At 35.8% G+C, this 21,236-nt stretch carries 22 protein-coding genes; 12 read left to right on the top strand and 10 right to left on the bottom strand.

The annotated features are described in order from the left end of the window. Positions 1-30 precede the first annotated feature (30 nt). Positions 31-444: a bacteriohemerythrin gene (locus tag UFO1_RS13150; RefSeq protein WP_038671457.1), complete on the bottom strand. Its 414-nt coding sequence runs from the start codon at positions 442-444 to the stop codon at positions 31-33. Positions 445-730: 286 nt separating this feature from the next. Between UFO1_RS13150 and UFO1_RS13145 the strand changes: the two genes are divergently transcribed. The 3 genes from UFO1_RS13145 (at position 731) to UFO1_RS13135 (ending at position 1,987) form a co-directional block, all read left to right on the top strand. Next, a complete protein-coding gene (locus UFO1_RS13145) occupies positions 731-988 on the top strand; it encodes a sigma-70 family RNA polymerase sigma factor (RefSeq protein ID WP_084159829.1) in 258 nt (85 codons plus the stop codon). Positions 989-1,075: 87 nt separating this feature from the next. Continuing rightward, positions 1,076-1,273 (top strand): aspartyl-phosphate phosphatase Spo0E family protein, encoded by a 198-nt coding sequence (locus tag UFO1_RS13140; RefSeq protein WP_038671455.1) that lies wholly within the window; start codon positions 1,076-1,078, stop codon positions 1,271-1,273. A 366-nt stretch (positions 1,274-1,639) separates the two neighbouring features. Continuing rightward, positions 1,640-1,987, top strand: a complete 348-nt coding sequence (locus UFO1_RS13135) for a hypothetical protein (protein ID WP_038671453.1) — start codon at positions 1,640-1,642, stop codon at positions 1,985-1,987. Positions 1,988-2,068: 81 nt separating this feature from the next. Here UFO1_RS13135 and UFO1_RS13130 read toward each other — a convergent pair whose 3' ends face one another. Both UFO1_RS13130 and UFO1_RS25455 read right to left on the bottom strand, forming a co-directional pair. Further along, the gene (locus UFO1_RS13130) at positions 2,069-2,863 is read right to left on the bottom strand and encodes a DUF2971 domain-containing protein (RefSeq protein ID WP_038671451.1); all 795 of its coding nucleotides are present in this window, start codon (positions 2,861-2,863) and stop codon (positions 2,069-2,071) included. Positions 2,864-2,961: 98 nt separating this feature from the next. Further along, positions 2,962-3,111, bottom strand: a complete 150-nt coding sequence (locus UFO1_RS25455; protein WP_173406222.1) for a hypothetical protein — start codon at positions 3,109-3,111, stop codon at positions 2,962-2,964. Positions 3,112-3,315: 204 nt separating this feature from the next. Between UFO1_RS25455 and UFO1_RS13125 the strand changes: the two genes are divergently transcribed. Then, positions 3,316-3,666: an ASCH domain-containing protein gene (locus tag UFO1_RS13125; protein ID WP_038671449.1), complete on the top strand. Its 351-nt coding sequence runs from the start codon at positions 3,316-3,318 to the stop codon at positions 3,664-3,666. Between the two features lie 54 nt (positions 3,667-3,720). Here UFO1_RS13125 and UFO1_RS13120 read toward each other — a convergent pair whose 3' ends face one another. Next, a complete protein-coding gene (locus UFO1_RS13120; protein ID WP_038671447.1) occupies positions 3,721-4,236 on the bottom strand; it encodes a hypothetical protein in 516 nt (171 codons plus the stop codon). Positions 4,237-4,448: 212 nt separating this feature from the next. On the opposite strand from UFO1_RS13120, the gene UFO1_RS13115 reads away from it, so the two are divergent. Together UFO1_RS13115 and UFO1_RS13110 are read left to right on the top strand one after the other, a co-directional pair. Then, entirely contained in the window at positions 4,449-5,981 is a 1,533-nt protein-coding gene (locus UFO1_RS13115; protein WP_038671445.1) for a hypothetical protein, read from the top strand. Positions 5,982-6,048: 67 nt separating this feature from the next. Then, positions 6,049-6,405: a hypothetical protein gene (locus UFO1_RS13110; RefSeq protein WP_038671443.1), complete on the top strand. Its 357-nt coding sequence runs from the start codon at positions 6,049-6,051 to the stop codon at positions 6,403-6,405. A gap of 82 nt (positions 6,406-6,487) precedes the next feature. Here UFO1_RS13110 and nadE read toward each other — a convergent pair whose 3' ends face one another. Next, complete coding sequence (nadE, locus tag UFO1_RS13105) at positions 6,488-8,395, bottom strand: NAD(+) synthase (protein ID WP_038671441.1); 1,908 nt, start codon at positions 8,393-8,395, stop codon at positions 6,488-6,490. Positions 8,396-8,671: 276 nt separating this feature from the next. Here nadE and UFO1_RS13100 point away from each other — a divergent pair, with 276 nt between their 5' ends. From UFO1_RS13100 to pckA, 5 genes are all read left to right on the top strand, one after another. Continuing rightward, a complete protein-coding gene (locus tag UFO1_RS13100; protein ID WP_038671439.1) occupies positions 8,672-8,932 on the top strand; it encodes a hypothetical protein in 261 nt (86 codons plus the stop codon). Positions 8,933-9,144: 212 nt separating this feature from the next. Beyond that, the gene (gene ybaK / locus UFO1_RS13095) at positions 9,145-9,624 is read left to right on the top strand and encodes a Cys-tRNA(Pro) deacylase (RefSeq protein WP_038671437.1); all 480 of its coding nucleotides are present in this window, start codon (positions 9,145-9,147) and stop codon (positions 9,622-9,624) included. A gap of 34 nt (positions 9,625-9,658) precedes the next feature. Next, positions 9,659-10,312, top strand: coding sequence for a B3/4 domain-containing protein (locus UFO1_RS13090; protein WP_038671435.1), 654 nt, complete (start codon positions 9,659-9,661; stop codon positions 10,310-10,312). 56 nt (positions 10,313-10,368) lie between these two features. Then, on the top strand, positions 10,369-11,874 hold the full coding sequence (gene thrC, locus UFO1_RS13085) for a threonine synthase (RefSeq protein WP_038671433.1): 1,506 nt from the start codon (positions 10,369-10,371) through the stop codon (positions 11,872-11,874). A 237-nt stretch (positions 11,875-12,111) separates the two neighbouring features. After that, entirely contained in the window at positions 12,112-13,674 is a 1,563-nt protein-coding gene (pckA, locus tag UFO1_RS13080; RefSeq protein WP_038671431.1) for a phosphoenolpyruvate carboxykinase (ATP), read from the top strand. A 47-nt stretch (positions 13,675-13,721) separates the two neighbouring features. Here pckA and ligD (UFO1_RS13075) read toward each other — a convergent pair whose 3' ends face one another. From ligD (UFO1_RS13075) to UFO1_RS13055, 5 genes are all read right to left on the bottom strand, one after another. After that, entirely contained in the window at positions 13,722-14,642 is a 921-nt protein-coding gene (gene ligD / locus UFO1_RS13075; RefSeq protein ID WP_038671429.1) for a non-homologous end-joining DNA ligase, read from the bottom strand. After that, positions 14,635-15,453 carry a Ku protein gene (locus tag UFO1_RS13070; RefSeq protein ID WP_038671427.1) on the bottom strand — a complete coding sequence of 273 codons (819 nt, stop codon included), beginning with the start codon at positions 15,451-15,453 and terminating at the stop codon, positions 14,635-14,637. Before UFO1_RS13070 ends, ligD (UFO1_RS13075) begins: the two co-directional genes overlap by 8 nt. Before the next feature lie 61 nt (positions 15,454-15,514). Continuing rightward, on the bottom strand, positions 15,515-16,495 hold the full coding sequence (gene ligD / locus UFO1_RS13065) for a non-homologous end-joining DNA ligase (RefSeq protein WP_038671424.1): 981 nt from the start codon (positions 16,493-16,495) through the stop codon (positions 15,515-15,517). 81 nt (positions 16,496-16,576) lie between these two features. Beyond that, the gene (pepF, locus tag UFO1_RS13060) at positions 16,577-18,460 is read right to left on the bottom strand and encodes an oligoendopeptidase F (RefSeq protein WP_038671422.1); all 1,884 of its coding nucleotides are present in this window, start codon (positions 18,458-18,460) and stop codon (positions 16,577-16,579) included. 90 nt (positions 18,461-18,550) lie between these two features. Beyond that, positions 18,551-19,330, bottom strand: coding sequence for an N-acetylmuramoyl-L-alanine amidase (locus UFO1_RS13055; RefSeq protein WP_038671420.1), 780 nt, complete (start codon positions 19,328-19,330; stop codon positions 18,551-18,553). Between the two features lie 144 nt (positions 19,331-19,474). On the opposite strand from UFO1_RS13055, the gene UFO1_RS13050 reads away from it, so the two are divergent. Continuing rightward, positions 19,475-21,235 carry a B12-binding domain-containing radical SAM protein gene (locus UFO1_RS13050; RefSeq protein ID WP_038671418.1) on the top strand — a complete coding sequence of 587 codons (1,761 nt, stop codon included), beginning with the start codon at positions 19,475-19,477 and terminating at the stop codon, positions 21,233-21,235. Position 21,236 lies beyond the last annotated feature (1 nt).

Genomic DNA, 21,236 nt, shown 5'->3' with positions numbered 1-21,236 from the left:
CTTAATTGCTTAGGGATTTCTTATATTACTTCACATTCTATTAATAAGAAAAGGCGCATATTTTTTGTCCGAGTTCAAAATATGAAAAGTAATCCAATCTTGTAAAAATTGAAAGATTGGAATTGTCCAGATAAGGGTATTATCTTTGTGTCGTTCCATCAATTTATTAATTTCCATTTTAAATTGATCATGATCTTCTTTATGTGCTACATAATCAGGGTATTTGTGCTTAATCATAAGTTCTTCTTCTGCAATAAAATGATAGTAAGTGTAATCAATGAGTTCATCGAGAGAGTTTTTTATTAATAGCTGCTTCCGGTTCATGTCTTCGCATTCAAATACATCAGTATATAATTGATTGATTAACCCTGCTAATTTCTGATGATGCTTATCGAACCTACTGATATTTGTCAAGTAAGCATCTTCCCATTTCCAAAAAACCATAAATAGCCTCCTTTATATGGTAGCATAATGTGACTTATTTCTACGCGAAATTTATGAATCCTTTTTGTGATATAGTAATTACAGGCGCGCATGAAAAAACCTTTTCTATTGGAACTCTAGCAATCATCTCATATAATAGGAATACCCCGTACTAGCACATTTAAGTATGGGGTATTTTTTACTAGAGAGTTAGTTATAATGAAGGAACTTGATAATTTATATTTAATTCATTTACTATAATTACAGATAAAAAGATGAAGGAAATGAAATAACATTAATTGATGTTTTGGGGACTGCACCTGATGTAGTAGCTGAAGCGGTTGAAACTCAATGTGAACATGAACGATTAAATAAGCAAATAAATCGCTTGAGTAGTAGAGAAAAGTGGGTTCTAGAGATGAGGTTTGGCATGCCAAATGGTAACCGTAAGACCCAAAGAGACATTGCAAGAATGTTAGGAATTTCTCGTTCGTATGTCTCGAGAATTGAAAAGAAGGCGATCGGTAAGCTGGGGAAGAGCCTTTCAGCTGAGGATTTGCGTTAGGAAACATAAAATTATTTTCAATCGATATATACAGGGAATAGCACAGTACTTATTTGGGAAAAATAGTATTAAAAGGATGAAAATCATATGACTGAAGCAGAGATAGTTCTTAGTAAAGCTGAGGAATTAAGACAAAGACTAAATAAGGTATCAGAAGGAAAAAGTTTTACAGATCCACAAGTAGTTTTAGTTAGTAAAATGCTAGATGTTATGCTTAATGAATATCATAATCTTATGAACGAGATAAAGAGTGAACATGCTAAAGGTAGCTTCAGGATCGGATAGGGTGAATATTTAGAGTTTCTACTAAAGCATAACCAGATATTTCCGGTATCGTTAACATTTACAGAAATGTTACACTATCACTGAGGTGATAGAATGCATAGGATTTGTACATATTTAATGTATGCTACTCTTGTAACAATAATTGCTACAAAAGGAGCTAGCAAGAGCCTTGTTATTTATTTTTAATAAGATTTATATTTTTAATGTCAAACGTCTGAAAAGGCGTTTTTTTTTTTGCCCAAATTCGACTAAAAATTTTCTGAATAATTGAAAGAGAATGGAGGAAGAATGGTTTAGATGGTTTGTTAAAAATAGATGACTAATCATACAATATATGGTAGATCAAAAATAAAGGGAGGAATGTTCGTGGATGGTGTAAGAAATATTATTAATGATTTAGCATCAGTATTTAGTTGGCAGGATAAAAGAGAGCAAGATGAATTAATGGGTTACCTAAACAAGTATATGTATTTACCACAATGTCAAAATTTTATTATTAATAATATCCGTAATGTAAAAGACGGAAAAACAGAAGAACTAAGGCAAGTTTACCAGGAACTAATACAAAATAATGAATTAGAGCTGGCTCAAAAGATTAGTTTTCTTCTGAATGAAGAAAATGTCATATCAGAAGAGTCTTATAAGTTATTTGAAGTATACCTAGGAAGTGAAAAATTTAACAAAGATGTGGAAAGTGTTTTGATGAATCCATGAGTGGTCAAATATAGTCAATTAAAAAGTTCCCTAAGCTTTGTGCATAGGGAACTTTTTAATTAAACTATAAACGAATTCTGATTAGCATTTTATAAGTGTTAAGCCAAATTCTCGTTCCTTTTTTTGTGCACGAAATAAGTTCGGATGAATCTTCATATTTCTAATAGTTTTAGAGAGCTCATCAAACTCCTTATCCTGCATTTTACAACCAGCTGTAACGGATTGTAGGAGGCTGGGGGAATATGCTATGGTTCCGATATAGTTACGATGCATTGCCCGATATTCATTTTCATATTTCCACTCCATAGATTTGGTTCTTAAACAACATAATAAGTCATCAAGAGTATGTCTCACTAATTTAAACTTTGGTAAATGATTACTATAAGTTACGGGGACTGGTGGAAGAAATGAACACTCCAGATTTTCGTTTGAGGGTATTTCATTGGGAATATCAAATTCAAGGCAAAGTCCCATATGATGATCACCGTAGTGAGACCACATTAAAATAGTAGTAGGGTGATTTGTCGTAAAGCAACAAACCCCAACATTCATCATTTTAGCAGTAATTTTTTCGACGGCAGACTTACGTCCACTTATGGTATGTAACCCTTGCTGTCGTATTAACTGCAATGCTTTTCGTCGTGCTTTTAGTAGAGTGAGACCTTCCTCTTGCATTATAGTTTCTGTTGTTGTTCTTTTAAGCTCGTCATCGGAGCAATCAATATCAAAAAAGGGACAAAGATCAAAGGGATCGTTAAATTTTTCGGCAGAGTTGAAGTAAAGTAAAGAACGCAGTAAATTTTCACGAGTATTGCATTTCTGGGAATTACCTTCTGCATCAAAAGGGCGCCAAGTAGTATACTTGAATAATTTCATGATAAAACATCTCCAGTAAGAAGACTGTATTAAAGTAAAAAGATTCTTGTTGTCTATATTAATTGCCCAAGCTTGTGGCTTGGGCAATTGAGTAGGTGTTAATCATCCATCATCATGTGATGGATAGTTTTAGCTCCAAGATATACAAGTGCTCCAGTAACTAAAACCATAGTTAATTTTGATCCCATCACGTGGCGCAAATCCTTCATCGTATCAGATCTATTGTGACGCCAATGACAACAAGACATTATTAACACCCCCTTACAATTAGTTTTCCCAATAGATTCTTTGAAATGCAAGAAATAAAAAAATAATCTAAAAGGGAAATGTTCATAGTAAAGGTTTTTTATGCGAATTTATTTATATGACATTCATCAGTTTTTCTTTAAAAAATTAATGAAATGTCATATAATATTGCTATCAATTATAGGGGTCTGAAGGGAGAATACATTATGTTCGCACTAAATTTTTTATCACCACACAACGAAAAGCTGCTGATGAATCGCCAAAAAAACGTTACCATCCGCTTAGGTGATATCAAAGAGACCTATCCCGAGAATTCAATAGTTTGGATTACTGTTGGAAAAAAGACGAATAGCAAAAGAAAATTGTATCCAGCGATTATTGATAAGGCAATTGTTAAAAAATTCTCCGAACTCACTACTCAGGATCTAAGCCAACAAAACCCTAATATAAAAACAGTGGATGAACTAATTAGTTTTTTTGAAATAATTTATGAGAGAACTATACATATTGAAGATATGGTCACCGTAATTTATTTTTCTGAAATCATTAATGAATAATAAGTTTTTTAAGAAAAGAAATCCTACTCACTTTCGTGAATAGGATTTCTTTTCTTAAGAGTGGATTGTTTGAAAAATCTCTGTAAGTTGATCACTGATCATAGCCGAGAAAGTATCAAAAGTAGATAACGCTTCTGTTCCATCTGGTCTTGTAATTGATTTATCTACAAGATAACTATTGGTTGCGGAGGAGAAGGCTTTTAAGTCGAGGGAAAAATCCAGGGGATGGATGGTAAAGAGCATTACATAATTTACGTGAGCATTGCTAGCATATGTAGATAATAAATCAGGAGTAGCTGATGTCGTATTTGTAATGCCGCAGCGTGTAAGATCTCTTAGCACTGCATTACCAGACTGTACTTCGCTGCCTAAAAATAAAGCATTGATCTTAAAACGGATAACCTCATTAAGTGCTTTATTTAAGAAGTCAGTACCTGGAATGTAGTGTCCAGATGTATCAATATATAAGGCTACTGCAATCATTGCATTATCGTCAGACGATGCCGCTAAACACAGGCTCATATTTAGTAGGAGTATGATAAAAAGGAATACAATCGTTTTTTTAAACATGAAAGCACCTCATCTCACTAATTTCACACGATTTACATTATAACATATTTTTCTAGTTATAGAAATAGTAATGAATCCTATGTTCGTAATCATAGAATTAAGAGGATAATCCCTTGCTTTGTACTGGTTGAGCACTAGGAAAAATGTTATAATAACCTGTAATGTTGAAAAATGGTTTGGAAGCTATGGGTTAAAGGAGATATTTATACTCAATGAAGAAAAATGTATATGATCAGGTACAAGTTTTTTATGATGAAGCAATTGTATGGGAGCCTATTGTTAAACAGGAATGGGTAGAAGGATTTTTACGGCAGAGGGCTTGGCAAGGAATTAGCGATGATAAACTTAAAGATTTGTGGTACCAGGTAAAAATCTTTATTCTTTATTTAACTCATTTTAATAATGAAGACCTAGATGAAATTAGCTTATCTGAATATAGCTTTATGATCAAATGGCTATCTGAAAATGTTGTAGGATTTAAAGTAACATTAAAGCCTGTTCGTCACTTTTTTAGTGTTCTTATCGACTTTTATACTTACTTACTCACAAAAAACCTTATTGCGAGTATTGATGAAATTAAACAAGCGGCCCAGGAAATAAGTGGTGGAAAAGTAATAAAACTTCTCAATAGCCAGTCTACAATTAATGAATTGGCATTATTCGATGGTGATCGGCAAGGTGATGAATTTGATCAAGTGCCTATTGGCATAGTGATTGGTGAAGCAGTCGAAGGTTTAATGCTCAAACTAGGTAAATACTTTCAACAACCTGAGTTTACAGAGGATTTTGAACGTGCCTTATATTTATATACTGGCCCTTTTGAGAATGCTTCTGAGGAAGTGGAAGAAGAGTTTTGGTTAGGTTTTTGGGATTACTTTTTATTCGACTATCATTTATTAGACAATGATTTAAAACCGTTGGAATATTTCCATACAACATGTCGCGAACGTCTAAACGCGGATGAGTATCAAATACTACAAAGTTTATTAGGCTCTAGTTTTACAGTATTCTATATAAAGAGAATACTAAGTCAAGACTTAGTAGAGTGTATTAATTTATTTACGAACGAAGTATTTCAATTACCTACTCCCGACTTTGATTATAAAACATTAAAAAAGCTATTATTTTTTGGGCATATTTTCTCTCAGGGTTTAGTAATGATTAATTATGTAACTAGCATGGAGATTAGCGTAAATCTTAGAAAACGTATAATGGATGAAGTAATTCGGCAAAAAGAAATATTTGCAATTCAAGAGCCTACGGCAACTTTAGAGGACTTTTTTAAACGTCATGCACTTGTCGTTCGCCATACAATAAATATTTTAGTGACTCTTGCAAAAGTAAACGTTACATCAATGAATCAATTGGAGCGTACTTATCCCAAAATTGAAGAGAAGCGAGTGCCTAATAAAATGGTAATTAGTTTATTGCACGACTTGGTATTAGAGCATGGACTTTCCAGTTACGATCAAAGATTACTTGAAAGAATGTGGTATGACTATTGCCAGCTTACAGTTGTTAATGTTCGTAAAGCAATAATTTGGGCAACGGCGTTATTTTTTGCTTATACACAAATTAATGGTGTGAATAATATTATCGTCGAGGAACTTGCTGCTAAGGCGGGCATTTCAACTGCGAGTATTTATAAAAAAAGAACTGAATTATATGAGGTACTGCAACTACAAGCGTTTGATGCACGTTATTTGAGTGAAGATGGATTTGTGGTATCCTTATTTGTGGAGTAATGGTTAATGCTAAGGCAATAAAAGAAGTATACTTAAGAAATTCTATACTACGTCAGGAGAGATTATCATGAAGTGTACAGTTTGTGGCAGTGAATTGCAATCAGAAACGCAAAAATGCCCTACATGTATAGATACGGAACATAAGGTTCAAGTGTTGACTCCAGAGGCTAAGCAGGATTTTGGTGGTATTACGATTGAACAAGAGGATGGAAAAACAGCAGAAGAATATTCTGATCCCTATAGTGGTTATAATGAAAAACAGCGGATTTATATAAAACATGTAAACTTTGGTACGGGGCAAACAGGGTTGTTTACCAAGATCATATTGGGCATTATTTTTCTAGGTTTATTAATTGTTGCCTTGCCTATTGCACTTTTCTGTATCACTTTAGTAGGATTCTTTTTGTATTTTGTAAGAAAATAAAAGTTGTCTAATTAAAGAATAGAAACCGCTCAACAGGAAAGGCTAGAGGTTCCAAGTTTATAACTTAGAATCTCTAGCCTTTTTATGAGCGATTTTGTAATAGCCTTTCTTTTAACAATTCATAATTCATTGTAAAGTAGGTTCTATTTTGGGCTTCCCGATGATCAAAGCCATAAGCTCGTCTGCTGACGGCTAAAACGGGAGGTGCTTGAATCCTTTTGGCAACCGCCATACCTGTATAGAGTTTCCACCACTTTTCCAGGTCAGTAATAAATTCATCTGGAGTAGGGAAGAGTGTAGCTACGAGGCCGGCCTGGCAGCCTATTTTTTCTTCTAAGGTGCCTTGTTCATACCATAATAGTATATCTTCCGGAGTTCTGCGGTTCCAATGTTCCATGAAGGCTCTAAAAAGATAATCATGATAAGAATAAATAATTGGATCACCTTTTCCTTCATCAACAGACTGCTCAAAGGAAAGCTCAGCACTAGGAACAAGGTCGATGATCTCTTGAGGAATTACTTCTTTTTTGTAAATATGTCGATTGAGATACTCTGCTAACTCATAAACTTGGTGTTTCCAAAGATCAGACAACGCTGCTAAAAAACCAGCTTGATCTCCATAGAGAGTAGAATAACCTACCGTCATCTCACTTTTGTTAGCATTACAAGTAAAACCAGCACCAAAGGCTGCGGCAACACCAGCTAAAATACGAGATGATCGATCTCGGGCCTGAATGTTTTCGATGATAAAGGGGCTAATGGTTAATTGTTGCTTATCTCCAGTGGAAAGATTTGTAATAGGAGATTTTTTAAGTTGTTCTACTGTATAGTCAACAACTTCTTGAATGGGAATGATGGTATATTGGCAACCTAAGTTCTGTGCTAATTTTGCCGATAAATCTTTTGTTGTTCTGGAATTATATATGCTTGGCATGTTTACTAATAATACATTATCGGGGCCAAGGATTTTTGTATAGATAGCAGCACTTACGGCAGAATCAATTCCTCCTGAGGCACCAATTACTACTTTTCTCATTCCAATCGAATCTAGAAAGTGTTTTGTGCCATAAGCAATTCCTTGGTAGATAGTATGAATATCACTATCATCATTAGGAATTGTGGTTGCTGTTTCTATATTATCAGTAGTAAGATGCAGGTCAACGCAGGTTAGGTTAGTGGAAAAGGCTGGACAATATTCAATGATTTCTCCTCTGCGATTGTATACAGTGCTGCAGCCATCAAAAGTATAAACTGTTTTTCCATTATTTTGTATGCCTGTATTATTTACATAAATTAAGGGGCAATTTACATTTTTCACTTGGGTAGAAAAAAGACGATTTCGTTTGTTATTTTTTCCAATGGTATAAGGCGAGCTTGATATATTGATGAAAAAATCAACGGGACCATTCTGGTGAATTGCACCGACGGGTTTCACTGCATAATCATCGCACCAACCATCTTCACAAAGCAAGCAACCAAGCTTAAACTGTTTATTGGCTATATTTAATGTAACAGGTTGTAAAAGTTGGTTTACATTTTTGCCTAATTCGATTGCTAATTTGCGCAAGCTATAAAAGTGGCGTGAATCATCAAATTCTCGATAATTTGGTTGTAATGTTTTAATGCGGTAAGGATAAGGAAAGTTATCATTTCCTAAAAGCTTACCTTGGTGAGCGATAAAGCAAGCGTTATATTTACGTACACGACCATCATCGTTTACCTTATTCCAATCCATTGCAATATTGCCAAATACAATACATATGTCGACGGAAGCATCAATGATTCGTTGACCATACTCTTCACAGTCTTTTAAAAATGTAAGCTGCTCCCAGGTGTCGCCAAGAAAGTAACCTGGAATGGACATTTCAGGAAATATAATCATTTGTGCACATTGTTGGCGAGCTTGCTTTATCATAGTAAGCATAGTTTTTGTATTAATATCGGGTCTGCCAGGGATAATTTCGATTTGTGCAAGAGCTATCTTAAGCAAAGGACGTCACCTCTTTTTTAGGTTTAAAGATAAAATTATCTAAGGGAAATGTGAGCGCTAGGTATAAAGCTAAAATATAATAATTCTATATTATATAATGATATCCTGCCCCAAAGGGAGAAAAAGATCCTTCTTAGCTTAAGCACATGGTAATAGAATTAAGTCACGGTAAAATTTAAAAAAATATATATGGGTATACTAAGAAAAAAGCAGGAGTTTTGTATAACAGTTCATAATTTATAGTGTAATGAATATTATGTTTTTAGGAGGATTCTTATGGACAATTATTCAAGTATCATGGCAATTTTTCAGGAAAATAGAGTAGAAACAGCAGTGAAAGTTCAAGATGTTTTAACTAAATATGGCTGCTATATTAGGGTTAGGCTTGGGCTACATGGAGATGTAACTGAGGGGTGTTCTAATAATGGAATGATTCTTTTACAGTTAAAGGGGGAGGAAACTGTCGTAGCGGAGTTGGAACAACATTTAAAGGCAATCCCAAATGTAAAAGTTAAGTATATGGTATTGGACTTTTAGATAAATAAAAGTGTGGTTTTAAAATAGTTTAGTGCTTGCATTTATATAACTTGGTGTAAGCCAAGTTATTTTCTATTTTGTATACTTTGGAAAGTTTATTGACAAGAAGGTTACAAGAATAATATACTATTTGAAATATGCAATTTTTGTTACATAATAGTATAGTAAAAATATAATATAATTGCTCAAAATGAACAAATGAGGGAGATTTCTTGAAGAAAACAAATGTTGCTCGTATTTTAGATGGGCTAAAAATTACCTATGAATTACGTGAATATAAAGTAGATGAAAATGATCTGAGTGCAGAAAATGTTGCAAAAAAAATAGGAGTGCCATTAGAACAAGTTTTCAAAACATTGGTTGTATATGGTGATAAAACAGGTGTATTTATGGCTTGCCTACCGGGTGGCGCAGAGCTTAATTTAAAAACTGTGGCTGCTGTTAGTGGTAATAAAAAGGTTGATATGGTGCCATTGAAAGATGTTCAGAAGATAACAGGATATATTCGAGGTGGAGTTTCACCTTTAGGCGCAAAAAAACAGTTTGCGGTTTATGTTGATGCTAGTATGATGAAATGGCCTTATATCTCAATCAGCGCTGGCATACGAGGTTGCCAGATTCTTGTGTCTCCCAGTGATTTGGTGAGCGCCACAAAGGGCGAGTTGTGTAATCTTGCCCGTGATATGGTGTAAAATTAGCTTTGTATATTTTCAATGGAGGCATATTATGCAGTTTGATATTCAGAAAAGTAAAATGCAGTATAGTTCTAATCGTAGTTTAGGTTATCTTGTTATTCGTAATATTGTGGTACAAGGTACACCTCCATCGTTGGCTCAAGAATTTTTTCATTTACAAATTGAAGCAGCTAAATTCTATAATATAGATGAACTGATGGATATTCCACCAATAGTGGGAGTGCGGAGTTTAAAAAAAGTAGAGTTTAATCCAGTTCGGCATAATACAGTATCAGAAGAAGTTGTACGTCGGGTGTTACAACGAAAAGGCGTCCATTATGTAAATAGTGCAGTCGCTGTTGCTAATTACTGCGCGATCAAGTTTTTGTTACCCTTTGGTTTGTATGATTTAGATCAAATTGCGGGAAATGTAAGTTGTCAGCTGGATGTAGAGGAAAATAATAAGAGTAATAGTTCACACAGCGTTACGCCATTGTTGGTAGATGACAAAGGGATATTTGGTAATCCAATGGCTGATGCGGCTCGTACTGCGGTAACGTTAGCTACACGCAATATTTTGGTAGTAATATATGCAGATGGGGAAGTAGAAAAAGAAGAGCTCAAAAAGATACTTACTGTAACCAGTGAGATGATGGTTTGTTATAACGGTGGCTCTGTAGAGAAAAATTCAATTCTTGAAGTGTAAATGTGCTGGTCAAGGTAATAAACAAAAAACAATTGTTCTAAGAAAGGGAGTTTAGCATGTATAGTAGTACTCGTGGGGAAAATGATAAAATATTGGCGGCGGAAGCCATAAAAAGAGGAATAGCTGCTGATGGTGGCTTATTTGTACCAGATTCAATTCCTAAAGTAGATGAAAAGTGGCTAGCTAATTTAGTAAACTTTGATTATCAAGAGAGAGCATTACATGTATTACGTTTGTTTTTATCTGATTATAGCGAAGCAGAATTAAGAGCTTGCATTACTGCTGCTTACACAACAGATAAGTTTGACGACTCTAGGATTGCACCGATCGTTCCTATTGGAGATCAGACTTCTGTTCTTGAATTATGGCATGGCCCAACAAGCGCTTTTAAAGATATGGCTCTACAAATCCTGCCGCAACTCATGTCACGAGCCCTTCGTAAAACTGACGAAAAGTCTGAAATTGTAATTTTAACGGCAACATCAGGAGACACAGGTAAAGCTGCTTTAGAGGGGTTTGCCAACGTTGAACAAATTAAAATCATTGTATTTTATCCTGAAGAAGGCGTCAGTCCGATTCAGCGTTTACAGATGATAACGCAGCTTGGTTCCAACGTTTCTGTTGTGGCTGTGAAGGGGAATTTTGATGACACCCAGACGGGTGTAAAAGTCATCTTTAATGATCCTCAATATAATAAGGAGTTAGCAAGGGATGGTTTTCAATTGTCATCTGCTAATTCAATTAATTGGGGACGATTAGTACCACAAATTGTATATTATTTTAGTGCTTATGCTGATATGCTACGGGATGGTCACTTGCAGTTGGGACAACTCGTAAATTTTGTTGTGCCTACAGGGAATTTTGGTAACTTATTAGCAGCTTATTATGCAAAATTAATGGGACTGCCAATTGGTAAACTGATTTGTGCATCGAATAACAACAATGTATTAACGGAATTCTTGAATACTGGTGTGTATAATAGACAGCGGACCTTTCATAAAACCCTATCTCCGTCTATGGATATTTTAATTTCTAGTAATTTGGAACGTTTGTTATATCACATGACAGATGGTAATAGTCAACAGGTAGCGGACTGGATGACACAATTAACAACTAATGGACAGTATCAGGTTGAAGAAAAAGTTCTACAAGATATTAAGAAAACTTTTTGGGCTGATTGGGTAGATGACAAGGGTACTGAAGAGATGATTACAACTGTTTTTAGTAAATATAACTATGTAGCAGACCCTCATACAGCCGTAGCTTGGCAAGTGGCAGATCGATATCGACAACAGACCAAAGATATGACTCCACAAGTTATTGTATCTACAGCTAGCCCTTTTAAGTTTAATGAGAGTGTATTAGCTGCGCTTGCAGGCTCCAATGTTATGAATGGAAAAGATGAATTCTCCATGCTGCATGAATTAGCCAAAGTGAGTGGCTGGCCAGTACCGCCAGCGCTAGCGGCACTGGAGAAGGCAACTATTTATCATAATATTGTTATTGAGAAAGAGGATATGCCTAATATTATAAAGAAGATAATAAATAAGAATAAAGAATAAAGACTAAAGACTAATGAAACTTTAGATTATATGTTGCAGTCATGTTATTAAAGGCGAGGTTTTCACACCAACGCACAATAAAATAATATGACTGTGCTTTTTTTTTATTAAACAGCAACTATTCCCATGTGAAAATTTTTACTAATAGGAATAACAATATATGGAAAAACATATATTGTTATTGATAAAGCATCTTTGTTACGATTGATGGATTATTATATGAAGGGGGAGTACATGATGGACAGCAGTATTATACTAAACGGTGCAAGTAAGGTTCATTGGAATTTAACTTCGTCGGAGTTGGTAGAAATTTCCTTAGCAAGAAAAGAAGGCTTATTAACTGCAAACGGTGCGCTACGGGTAGCTACAGGAAAATATACGGGGCGTTCTCCTAATGACAAATTTATTGTGGATTCGCCAGCAGTGCATAGTGAAATTTCCTGGGGAAGTAATAAGCCTTTTACGGAACAAAAATTTGAACAGTTGTATAATCGTATGTTAGCATATATGGAAAATCGTGAATTATTTGTATTTGAGGGTTTTGCTGGTGCTGATGCGCAATATCACATAAAGGCAAGATTTTTTAATGAGTTTGCCTGGCAGAATTTATTTATTCATCAATTACTAGTACGACAAGAACTTAATGAAAAAGATTTTCAGCCGGATTTCCAAATTTGTTGTATGCCAGGTTTTAAAGCTGTACCAGAAATCGATGGCACGAATTCAGAGGCTTTTATTGTTATTCATTTCGAAAAGAAAATGGTATTAATTGGCGGTACACATTATGCAGGAGAAATGAAAAAATCAATTTTTTCTGTTATGAATTATTTATTGCCACGACAAGGAATTTTATCAATGCATTGTTCGGCTAATATGGGGCATAGTGGTGACACTGCATTGTTTTTTGGCTTAAGTGGTACAGGCAAGACGACGCTTTCAGCAGATCCAGATCGTCAGCTCATTGGTGATGATGAACATGCTTGGAGTGACCATGGTATTTTTAATATTGAAGGTGGTTGCTATGCAAAATGCATCGACTTACGCCATGAAACAGAGCCGCAAATTTGGGAGGCCATTCGCTTTGGTGCTGTACTAGAAAATGTTGTTATCGATGAAGCTAGAGTAGCTCATTACGATGATAAATCCATAACAGAAAATACAAGGGTTGCCTATCCTGTTGATTTTATACCTAATGCTTTGATTCCTGGAATTGGTGGTCATCCTAAAACAGTAGTCTTTTTAACAGCCGATGCGTTTGGTGTTTTGCCACCTATATCTAAGTTAAATAAACAGCAAGCTATGTATCACTTTTTATCTGGTTATACCAGTAAATTGGCTGGTACAGAACGAGGAATTACTAAGCCGGAAGCTACTTTTTCATCTTGTTTTGGGGCACCATTTTTACCCTTATCACCACTAGTTTATGCTAAGTTATTAGGGGAAAAGCTTGATCAGCACGATACCAATGTATTTTTAATCAATACTGGATGGTCAGGTGGACCTTATGGTATAGGTAGTCGAATGAAATTGCCTTATACAAGAGCTATGGTTACAGCAGCGATTGAAGGGAAGCTTGATAATGTAGAATATGAACTGGATCCTATTTTTAATGTTTATATTCCTACGGAATGTCCAGCTGTACCGTCAGAACTTTTGAAGCCAATTCATACGTGGCAAGACAAAGATGCATACCAGAGTAAGGCCAAGGAACTTGCTCAGTTATTTAATCAAAATATTAAAAAATTTGGAGATTCCATACCAGCAGAAATAGTAGAAGCTGGTCCTAAAGATTTGAGTTAACAATAGAAAATAGGAAAAAATGATCTGATTAAAATTCAGATCATTTTTTATTTACTGTGAATATTAGGTATTTCCTGTTTAAGTGTAAGAAGGGGGGCAAATAAATCACCGATTCTCTGAACCCTATCCAAAACTTGATCGGTAGTGAAAGACAACTGGGTGCTATCTTGCTCTTTATAGGCCTTCTCTACTTCTTCCCACGTAATAGGAGTAGAAACAGTTGGATATTTTTTTGCCCTTAAAGAGTAAACACAAACGGTTGTCTTATGGTTATCGTTTTGGCTCCAGTCTATAAAAATTTTACCTTTACGCAAGAATTTTCTCATTTTAGAAACAACAAGGGAAGGATATTGTTGTTCTAATAGACGAGCTATTCCATGAGCAAATTCTTTTGTTTGTTTATAGTTGGCAGCTTGCGTATTCAAGGGTACATAAATTTGTAAGCCCTTAGAACCAGAAGTCTTTGGGAAGCTCTGAAGATTATTGTCTTCTAAGACTTTCTTTAGTATAAGGGCAACCTCAGCGCATTGTACAATAGTAGCTGGATGACCTGGATCAAGATCGAAGACAAGTAAGGTAGGACGCAAGGTGTCTTCAGCCAGTGACAGGGACGTGTGGAGTTCAATGGCTGCCAAATTAACAGCCCAAATAAGAGAGGCTAAGTCCTGGACTAAGCAAAAGTCAATATTTTTGTTCTTGCCTTCACTCCACACGGGGACTGTAGCTAACCAATTTGGGCGGAATGCAGGGCACTGTTTTTGATAGAAAAACTTCGCTTCTGCACCGTTTGGATACCGTTTTAACGTTAAAGGACGACCTATCAGGTGAGGCAAGAGAAAGGGGGCAATGCGACTATAGTAATCAATTACCTGTGCTTTTGTAAAGTTAGTTGATGTATAAAAGATTTTCTCTAGGTTTGAGAGAGTTAATTGTACATTATCAATTTGAACTAGAGTGCTATTAGGCATGGGCTTTTTTCCTCCTAGTTTTAGCTGGAGTTTTCTTTTTTAAGGCTGCAAGGCTTGCCTCGAGTGCTGCCATTAAATCAACTACTTTACCACCCTGTTCGGCTGCGGGCTGCTGCGTGATTACTTGCCCTTCCGCTTTGCGTTCAATCATAGATAATATTTTTTCTCTATATTCATTGTGGTATTTTTCTGGTGCAAAGTTGCTGGAAAGAGACTCAATTAATTGCAGGGCAATAGTTAATTCCCGCTGATCCGGCTCATTCTCTATACTTGGTAGGTCTTCTAACTCTTTTTGCGGTATTATTTCATCAGAGAAAAACATAGTTGATAGTGTGATTGCATTTTCTGTAGGGCGTATTGCAGCAATATATTGTTTATTACGTAATACAAAATTAGCGATTGCCGTTTTTTGTGATTTCTTCATGGCAAATAGTAATAGAGAGTAGGCCTTTTCCATTCCTTTATCAGGTGTAAGATAATAGGAATGCTCGAAATAAATAGGATCAATTTCTTCTAAACGGACAAAGTCATCAATTTGAATGCGCCTTGAGCTTTTCGGATAGACGTTTTCAATTTCTTCAGATGATAGAACTACATACTGCTCCGGTGAAATCTCGTATCCTTTGACAATTTCTTCATTTGGCACTTCACTGCCATCGTTAGCACAAACTCGTTTTAATCGGATACGGCAACCATCGCTTTTTCGAAGCTGATGAAAATGTAATGTTTTCTTTTTTACAGCATTATATAATTTGATAGGTATATTGACTAATCCAAAGCTGATCGAACCGCTCCATACTGGTCTAGGCATATCATGATTCTCCTTTTTATAGACTACATTACTTGAAAGTGAAGTAGTTACTATTGAAATTTTAACTTTCTTTTATTACAAAGGATGCCGCTTTATCGTAACGCAGGCCTTTAAAAGAAGGGTGCCGGAGAGTGTTATTTGGCGTCCACTCGGTAAATTCAAACTCACCGATTATTTGGGGCTCAACAAAGACTGTGTCTTTTGGGGGGATATCAGTGGAAAAGGGACTACTATCTCGCTTAAGAGGAGTTAACATAGCTAACAACTTTTGGAGTAGATCTTTAGTGAAACCGGTACCTACCTTACCAGCATAGAGAAATTGTGGCTCTTTATTTTCAACTTCTGCTTGCTTAGGTGTCATATCGTAATAGCCTAATACTAATGAACCGATACCTTCAGAGCGTTGACCTTTGCCTGGTAACCAACCACCAATTACGAATTCTTGACGATGGTTATTTTTTATCTTTAACCAATCGTCACTTCGTTTGCCAGGTAAATAATGACTAATAAGCCGTTTGGCTATAATTCCTTCCAAACCTAGATCAGAAACGGCCTTTTGTATTTCTTTGCCATTTCCTAATTGATAAGCTGGAACCTGCAAATTTGTACTAGAAAGTTCTAGTTTATCAAGTATGTGGCGTCGCTCTGTATAGGGAAGGTCCATTAAATATTTATTGTTGAGGTAAAGTATATCGAAGGAAATATAAGTTACAGGTATCTCCTGCCTTTTTTTAGCAATGACAATAGGGGAGCTAAGGCCCATTCGATGTTGTAATAAAGAAAAGGATGGCCGTCCATTTGTATCTAAGACAATAATCTCCCCATCGAGTATCACTTGCTGTCCGTTCAGTATTGTTCCTAATTCTTGGAGTTCCGGATATTGAGATGTAATATCTTTTTGATTGCGGCTTCTTAATACAATTTCGTTATTTATATGGTAGAGAATGCAGCGCATGCCATCCCATTTAATTTCGAAACCATATTGATTGTCATCCGTGGGTAGTTTACCTTGTTTTGCTAACATGGGTTTTATAAACTGCATAGTACCCCTCCATTTTCTTAGTATTTTTATATAATTGACTCTCTATACAAAAAAAGACCGGTTACCCGGTCTTTTGGTTAGTTACTGTGCTAAAAGTCCTTCCATTTCATCAAGCATAGTGGAGAATTTTTCTAGAGTTATTTCAACAGGCCTTGGTGAAGACATATCAACACCTGCCGCCTTTAAAATATTTAGAGAGTAATCTGACCCACCGCTTTTCAAGAAATTAATATATTTTTCTTGAGCAGTTGGCCCTTCTGATTTTATTTTTTCAGCTAAAGTAGTGGCTGCAGAGTACCCAGTAACATATTGGTACACGTAAAAATCCCAATAAAAGTGTGGAATGCGTGCCCATTCAACATCGACCTCTTTATCAACAACCAAATCAGGCCCATAATAGGTTACGTTAAGTTCATGCCATAAAGCATCAAGCATGTCAGCTGTAATACTTTCGCCTTTTTCCGAAATCTCATAAAGTAACTTTTCAAATTCAGCAAACATAGTCTGGCGGTAGACTGTAGCTCTTACTTGTTCTAAGTATTGATTAATGAGATACATTTTTATTTTTTTATCCGTTGTAGTAGTGAGCATATGGTCTAAAAGTAGTATCTCATTTGTAGTAGACGCTACTTCAGCACAGAAAATAGTATAAGAAGAAGTAGAGTAAGGTTGATTTTCTTGGCTGTAGTAACTATGGATTGCATGCCCCATCTCATGGGCTAAGGTAGAAACATCATCATAGCGGTCGTTGTAATTCAGTAGTACGAAAGGATGTGTTCCGTAATTACCCCAGGAATAAGCCCCAGTTTGTTTTCCTTTGTTTTCGTAAACATCAATCCAGCCTGACGTTATACCTTTATCGAAGATGTTAGCATATTCTGAACCTAAAGGCTTTAGACCAGTAGAAACCAGTTTAACTCCTTCTTCATAAGGAAGGGGAAGCTTTACATCGCTAACGAGGGGCGTATATAAATCATACATGTGAATTTCTTCTAGATTGAGATATTTTTTCTTCAGGGCTACATAACGGTGAAGAGGAGTAAGATTGTTGTGGACAGTAGTAATTAAATTGTCATATACTTCTGTGGGTACATTGTCGCCTTGTAAAGAGGATTCCAATGTAGAGTTATATTTACGAGTTTTTGCATAAAAAACATTTTTTTTCACATTTCCACTTAGAGTCGAGGCAAAAGTATTTCGAAAATGATTGTAGGTATTAAACAAATTAATAAAAGCTTGCTGACGAACATTGCGGTCACTTGAGCGGATGAATAAGCTATAGCGTCCTTCGCTTAGATCAACCATTTGACCTTGTTCATTAATGGTTTGTGGAAACTCTATATCAGCATGGGCAAGCATGTTGAAGGTATTTTCGGATGCTTGTGTAACGTCGGATAAGCTTGATAAAATAGCTTCTTCGGCAGGTGACAGTACATGCTCTTTTTGTCTAGCAAGGTTAGTAAAGTAAAAACTATATTCTTTTAACCCCGTTTCTTGTTTACGAAATGCAGCTAACGTTTCATCAGGCAGAGCAAGAATTTCAGGCTCAATAAAAGCAGTAGCTGCCCCAGCTTCTGCTAGTAAGGATTCTAGTTTGCCTGTCATGGCCTGGTAGTTGGCATCAGCGGTGTTCTCATCTCGATGCATACGGGCATAGGCGTATAGTTTGCCACCAATTTTACCGATTTCATCAGTTGCTTTCAAGCAAGCCAATAGATCTTGTGCAGAGCTTTTTAGCGTACCTGCATAGTTGGAAATATGAGACAAGCTATTTTTTAATTTGCTAAAATCTTCTTGCCATAGATCATCGTTTTCATAAATGTCATTTAGATGCCACTTGTACTGTTCAGGTATTTCACTGCGGGCGGGCACTTTAGAAGACTCTTTTGTACTAGAATCTCCGGCGGTATCGCTGCACTGTATAGCGTTACGTGACAAATGGAAAATGTGCGGTACTATAAACATGGATACACTCCTTTACAAAATAGAGATATAGTTCTATATATTGGCAAAAATAGTTAGGATTCCTGTATAGCATATGGAAAAATATTTTTCTTATACTTTAAAGTAATTAACAATACCTTGAAAGATGCTTTCGGCAATTTTCGATCGACCATCAATACTAGAGAGTAATACCTCTTCTTCAGGATTAGAAATAAAGGCGACTTCAATGAGTATAGCTGTTATTTTGCTATAACGTATAACATAGAAACTTGCAAAGCGAGAAGAGTTATCCTTCGTACCAAGCTCTGCCACTAAATTTTTCTGGACAAGAGAAGCTAGTTTTTTTGATTTGGCATCTCCGTAATGAAATGTAGTTGTACCCATGGCCGTATTGCTGGTAAAGGAATCATTGTGTATACTGATGAAGATGTCTGCATTTGCATCCTTGGCAATTTCGACCCTTGCAGCAAGTTCTTCGCTGGCAGAAGAATCAGGAAAGGCTACATTTCGATCGGTGTCGCGAGTGAGTACCACAGTTGCGCCATTGCTTTCTAACATATCTCGTAGAAGTAAAACAATTGCTAAGGTGTTATCCTTTTCCATTGTTTTCGATGGGCCTATGGCACCTGGATCACTTCCACCATGACCAGCATCAAGACAGACTATTTTTCCTAATAAGCGTTGACTTTCTGGCTCTTCTATAAGTGGTGCAGGACGATCTAAAGAACTTGGTACAACATAACTTGGAGAATAAATATACACTAATTCATTAGCTGTATCATAAGTGATGCGCCAATGAAGTGTTTGTGACATGGCTTTTAGTGTCATTAGTAAATCTCGACTAACTCTTACATTAACGGGTACTTTTTGTCCATCTATGACTATCCGCATTATGGCACCTTCCTTTAAAGGTTACTTTTATTTATTGTATTCACAGAACCTTCAGGTGGTGAATCATAGGGCATAGAATGGAAAAGTAGGATAGTAGCATAATAGTGAAAATAATAGATTTTAATATATATGGGGTGATTGTAAGTGAAAGTTGTTTTAGCGACGTTGAATGCGAAGTATATTCATTCTTCTTTAGCTTTGAAATATTTGAAGGTGGCGTGTAGTTCTGTACATTCTGATATTGTGATGAAAGAATATACAATTAATAATGAAGTGCTTGAAATTTTGAGCGATATTTATAGCGAGCAACCCGATATTATTGGTTTGTCTTGTTATATTTGGAATATCGATATGACCTTAAAATTAGCTGGACTACTGAAGAAGGTGTTACCACGCGTCGTAGTGATCTTAGGTGGACCAGAAGTTTCCTATGATCCTTTAGAAGTTATGCAGAAGAATCTTTTTATCGATTATATAGTCCAAGGTGAGGGGGAAAATACATTTCGCACATTATTGGCAGCGTTATTATCCCATGCACCTGTTAATACGATTGAAGGCTTGTCGTTCCGTCATAAGGGAGAAGTAGTGGTAGGTAAACCTCAGATTGTAGGAGATGTAAATACTATACCTTTTCCCTATTGTGAGAAAGATATAGAAGGACTAAAAGATAAAATTATTTATTATGAAAGTGCCCGGGGATGCCCATTTTCTTGTCAGTACTGTTTATCGAGTGCAACCTCAGGTGTACGTTTCTTTAATTTAGAGCGAGTCTACCGAGAATTAGAATTTTTTATTAAACATAATGTTAGGCAAGTTAAATTTGTTGATAGAACCTTTAATGCTCGTAAGGAACATTATTTGCCAATCTTACGTTTTTTAGCAAAGCAAGAATGTCGTACTAATTTTCACTTTGAGATTGCGGTTGATCTTTTAGATGAGGAGGTATTAACCTTCCTAAGGGAAGTGCCAGTAGGAAGATTTCAATTTGAAATTGGTATTCAATCTACGAACCAACAAACCCTTGATAAAATTTCGCGACATAATAACTGGCCTAAAATTGTTGATCACGTAACCCGTATTGTTTCTTATAATAATATCCATGTACATCTAGATTTGATTATCGGTTTGCCCTATGAAAATGTTACTTTGTTTGGGCAATCTTTTAATGATGTATATCAGCTTCAGCCACATATGTTACAAATTGGTTTCTTAAAGATGCTAAAAGGTGCTGGACTGCGAAATATTGCTGATCAGTGCGGTTATGTCTTTGTAGATGATGCGCCCTATGAAGTATTAGCCAATGAGTGGTTAACATACGGTGAAGTTAGGAAGCTCAAAATATTAGAAGACGTTTTTAATCAAGTATATAATACAGGACGATTTCGCTATACGCTAGACTTGCTAATTAGGTTACAAGGGGGCAATGCTTTTCATTTTTATCAGAAATTGTCTACTTATTGGGAAGAAAAGCAATTACATATAATTGCACATAGTGCTAAGTCTCTCTATCAATATTTATTGGATTTTTGCCGAATCTATTATTTGGATAAGCTTACAATATGCCAGGAATTTTTGAAGTTCGATGCGTTAATGAGTGAAAAGGGATCCATTCAACCCGAATGTTTAACATGGAATCAAGATGTATGGATGGAGGAAAAAAACGAATTCTGGCGTAACCCCAATATCGCACGTCACTATATACCTAACTATAGTTTTACTACATGGCGGGATATTAAAAAGAAATATAGGATTGAAGTTTTCTCCATAGATATACTTGAATATTTAAAACAACCAGGTAAGATTGTTGAGAAGGATACCCCTATACTCTTTTCCTATAGTCAAGAAGCAACTATGTACCAACTTATTATAGATCGCGATTTTGGAAAAGTGGAAGGGCGGAATTAGT

Origin of the sequence: Pelosinus sp. UFO1, from assembly GCF_000725345.1 — a bacterium.
Classification (GTDB): Bacteria; Bacillota; Negativicutes; order DSM-13327; family DSM-13327; genus Pelosinus.
The sequence above is the reverse complement of the archived record's forward strand: the minus strand, read 5'-3'. Positions and strand labels throughout refer to the sequence as shown.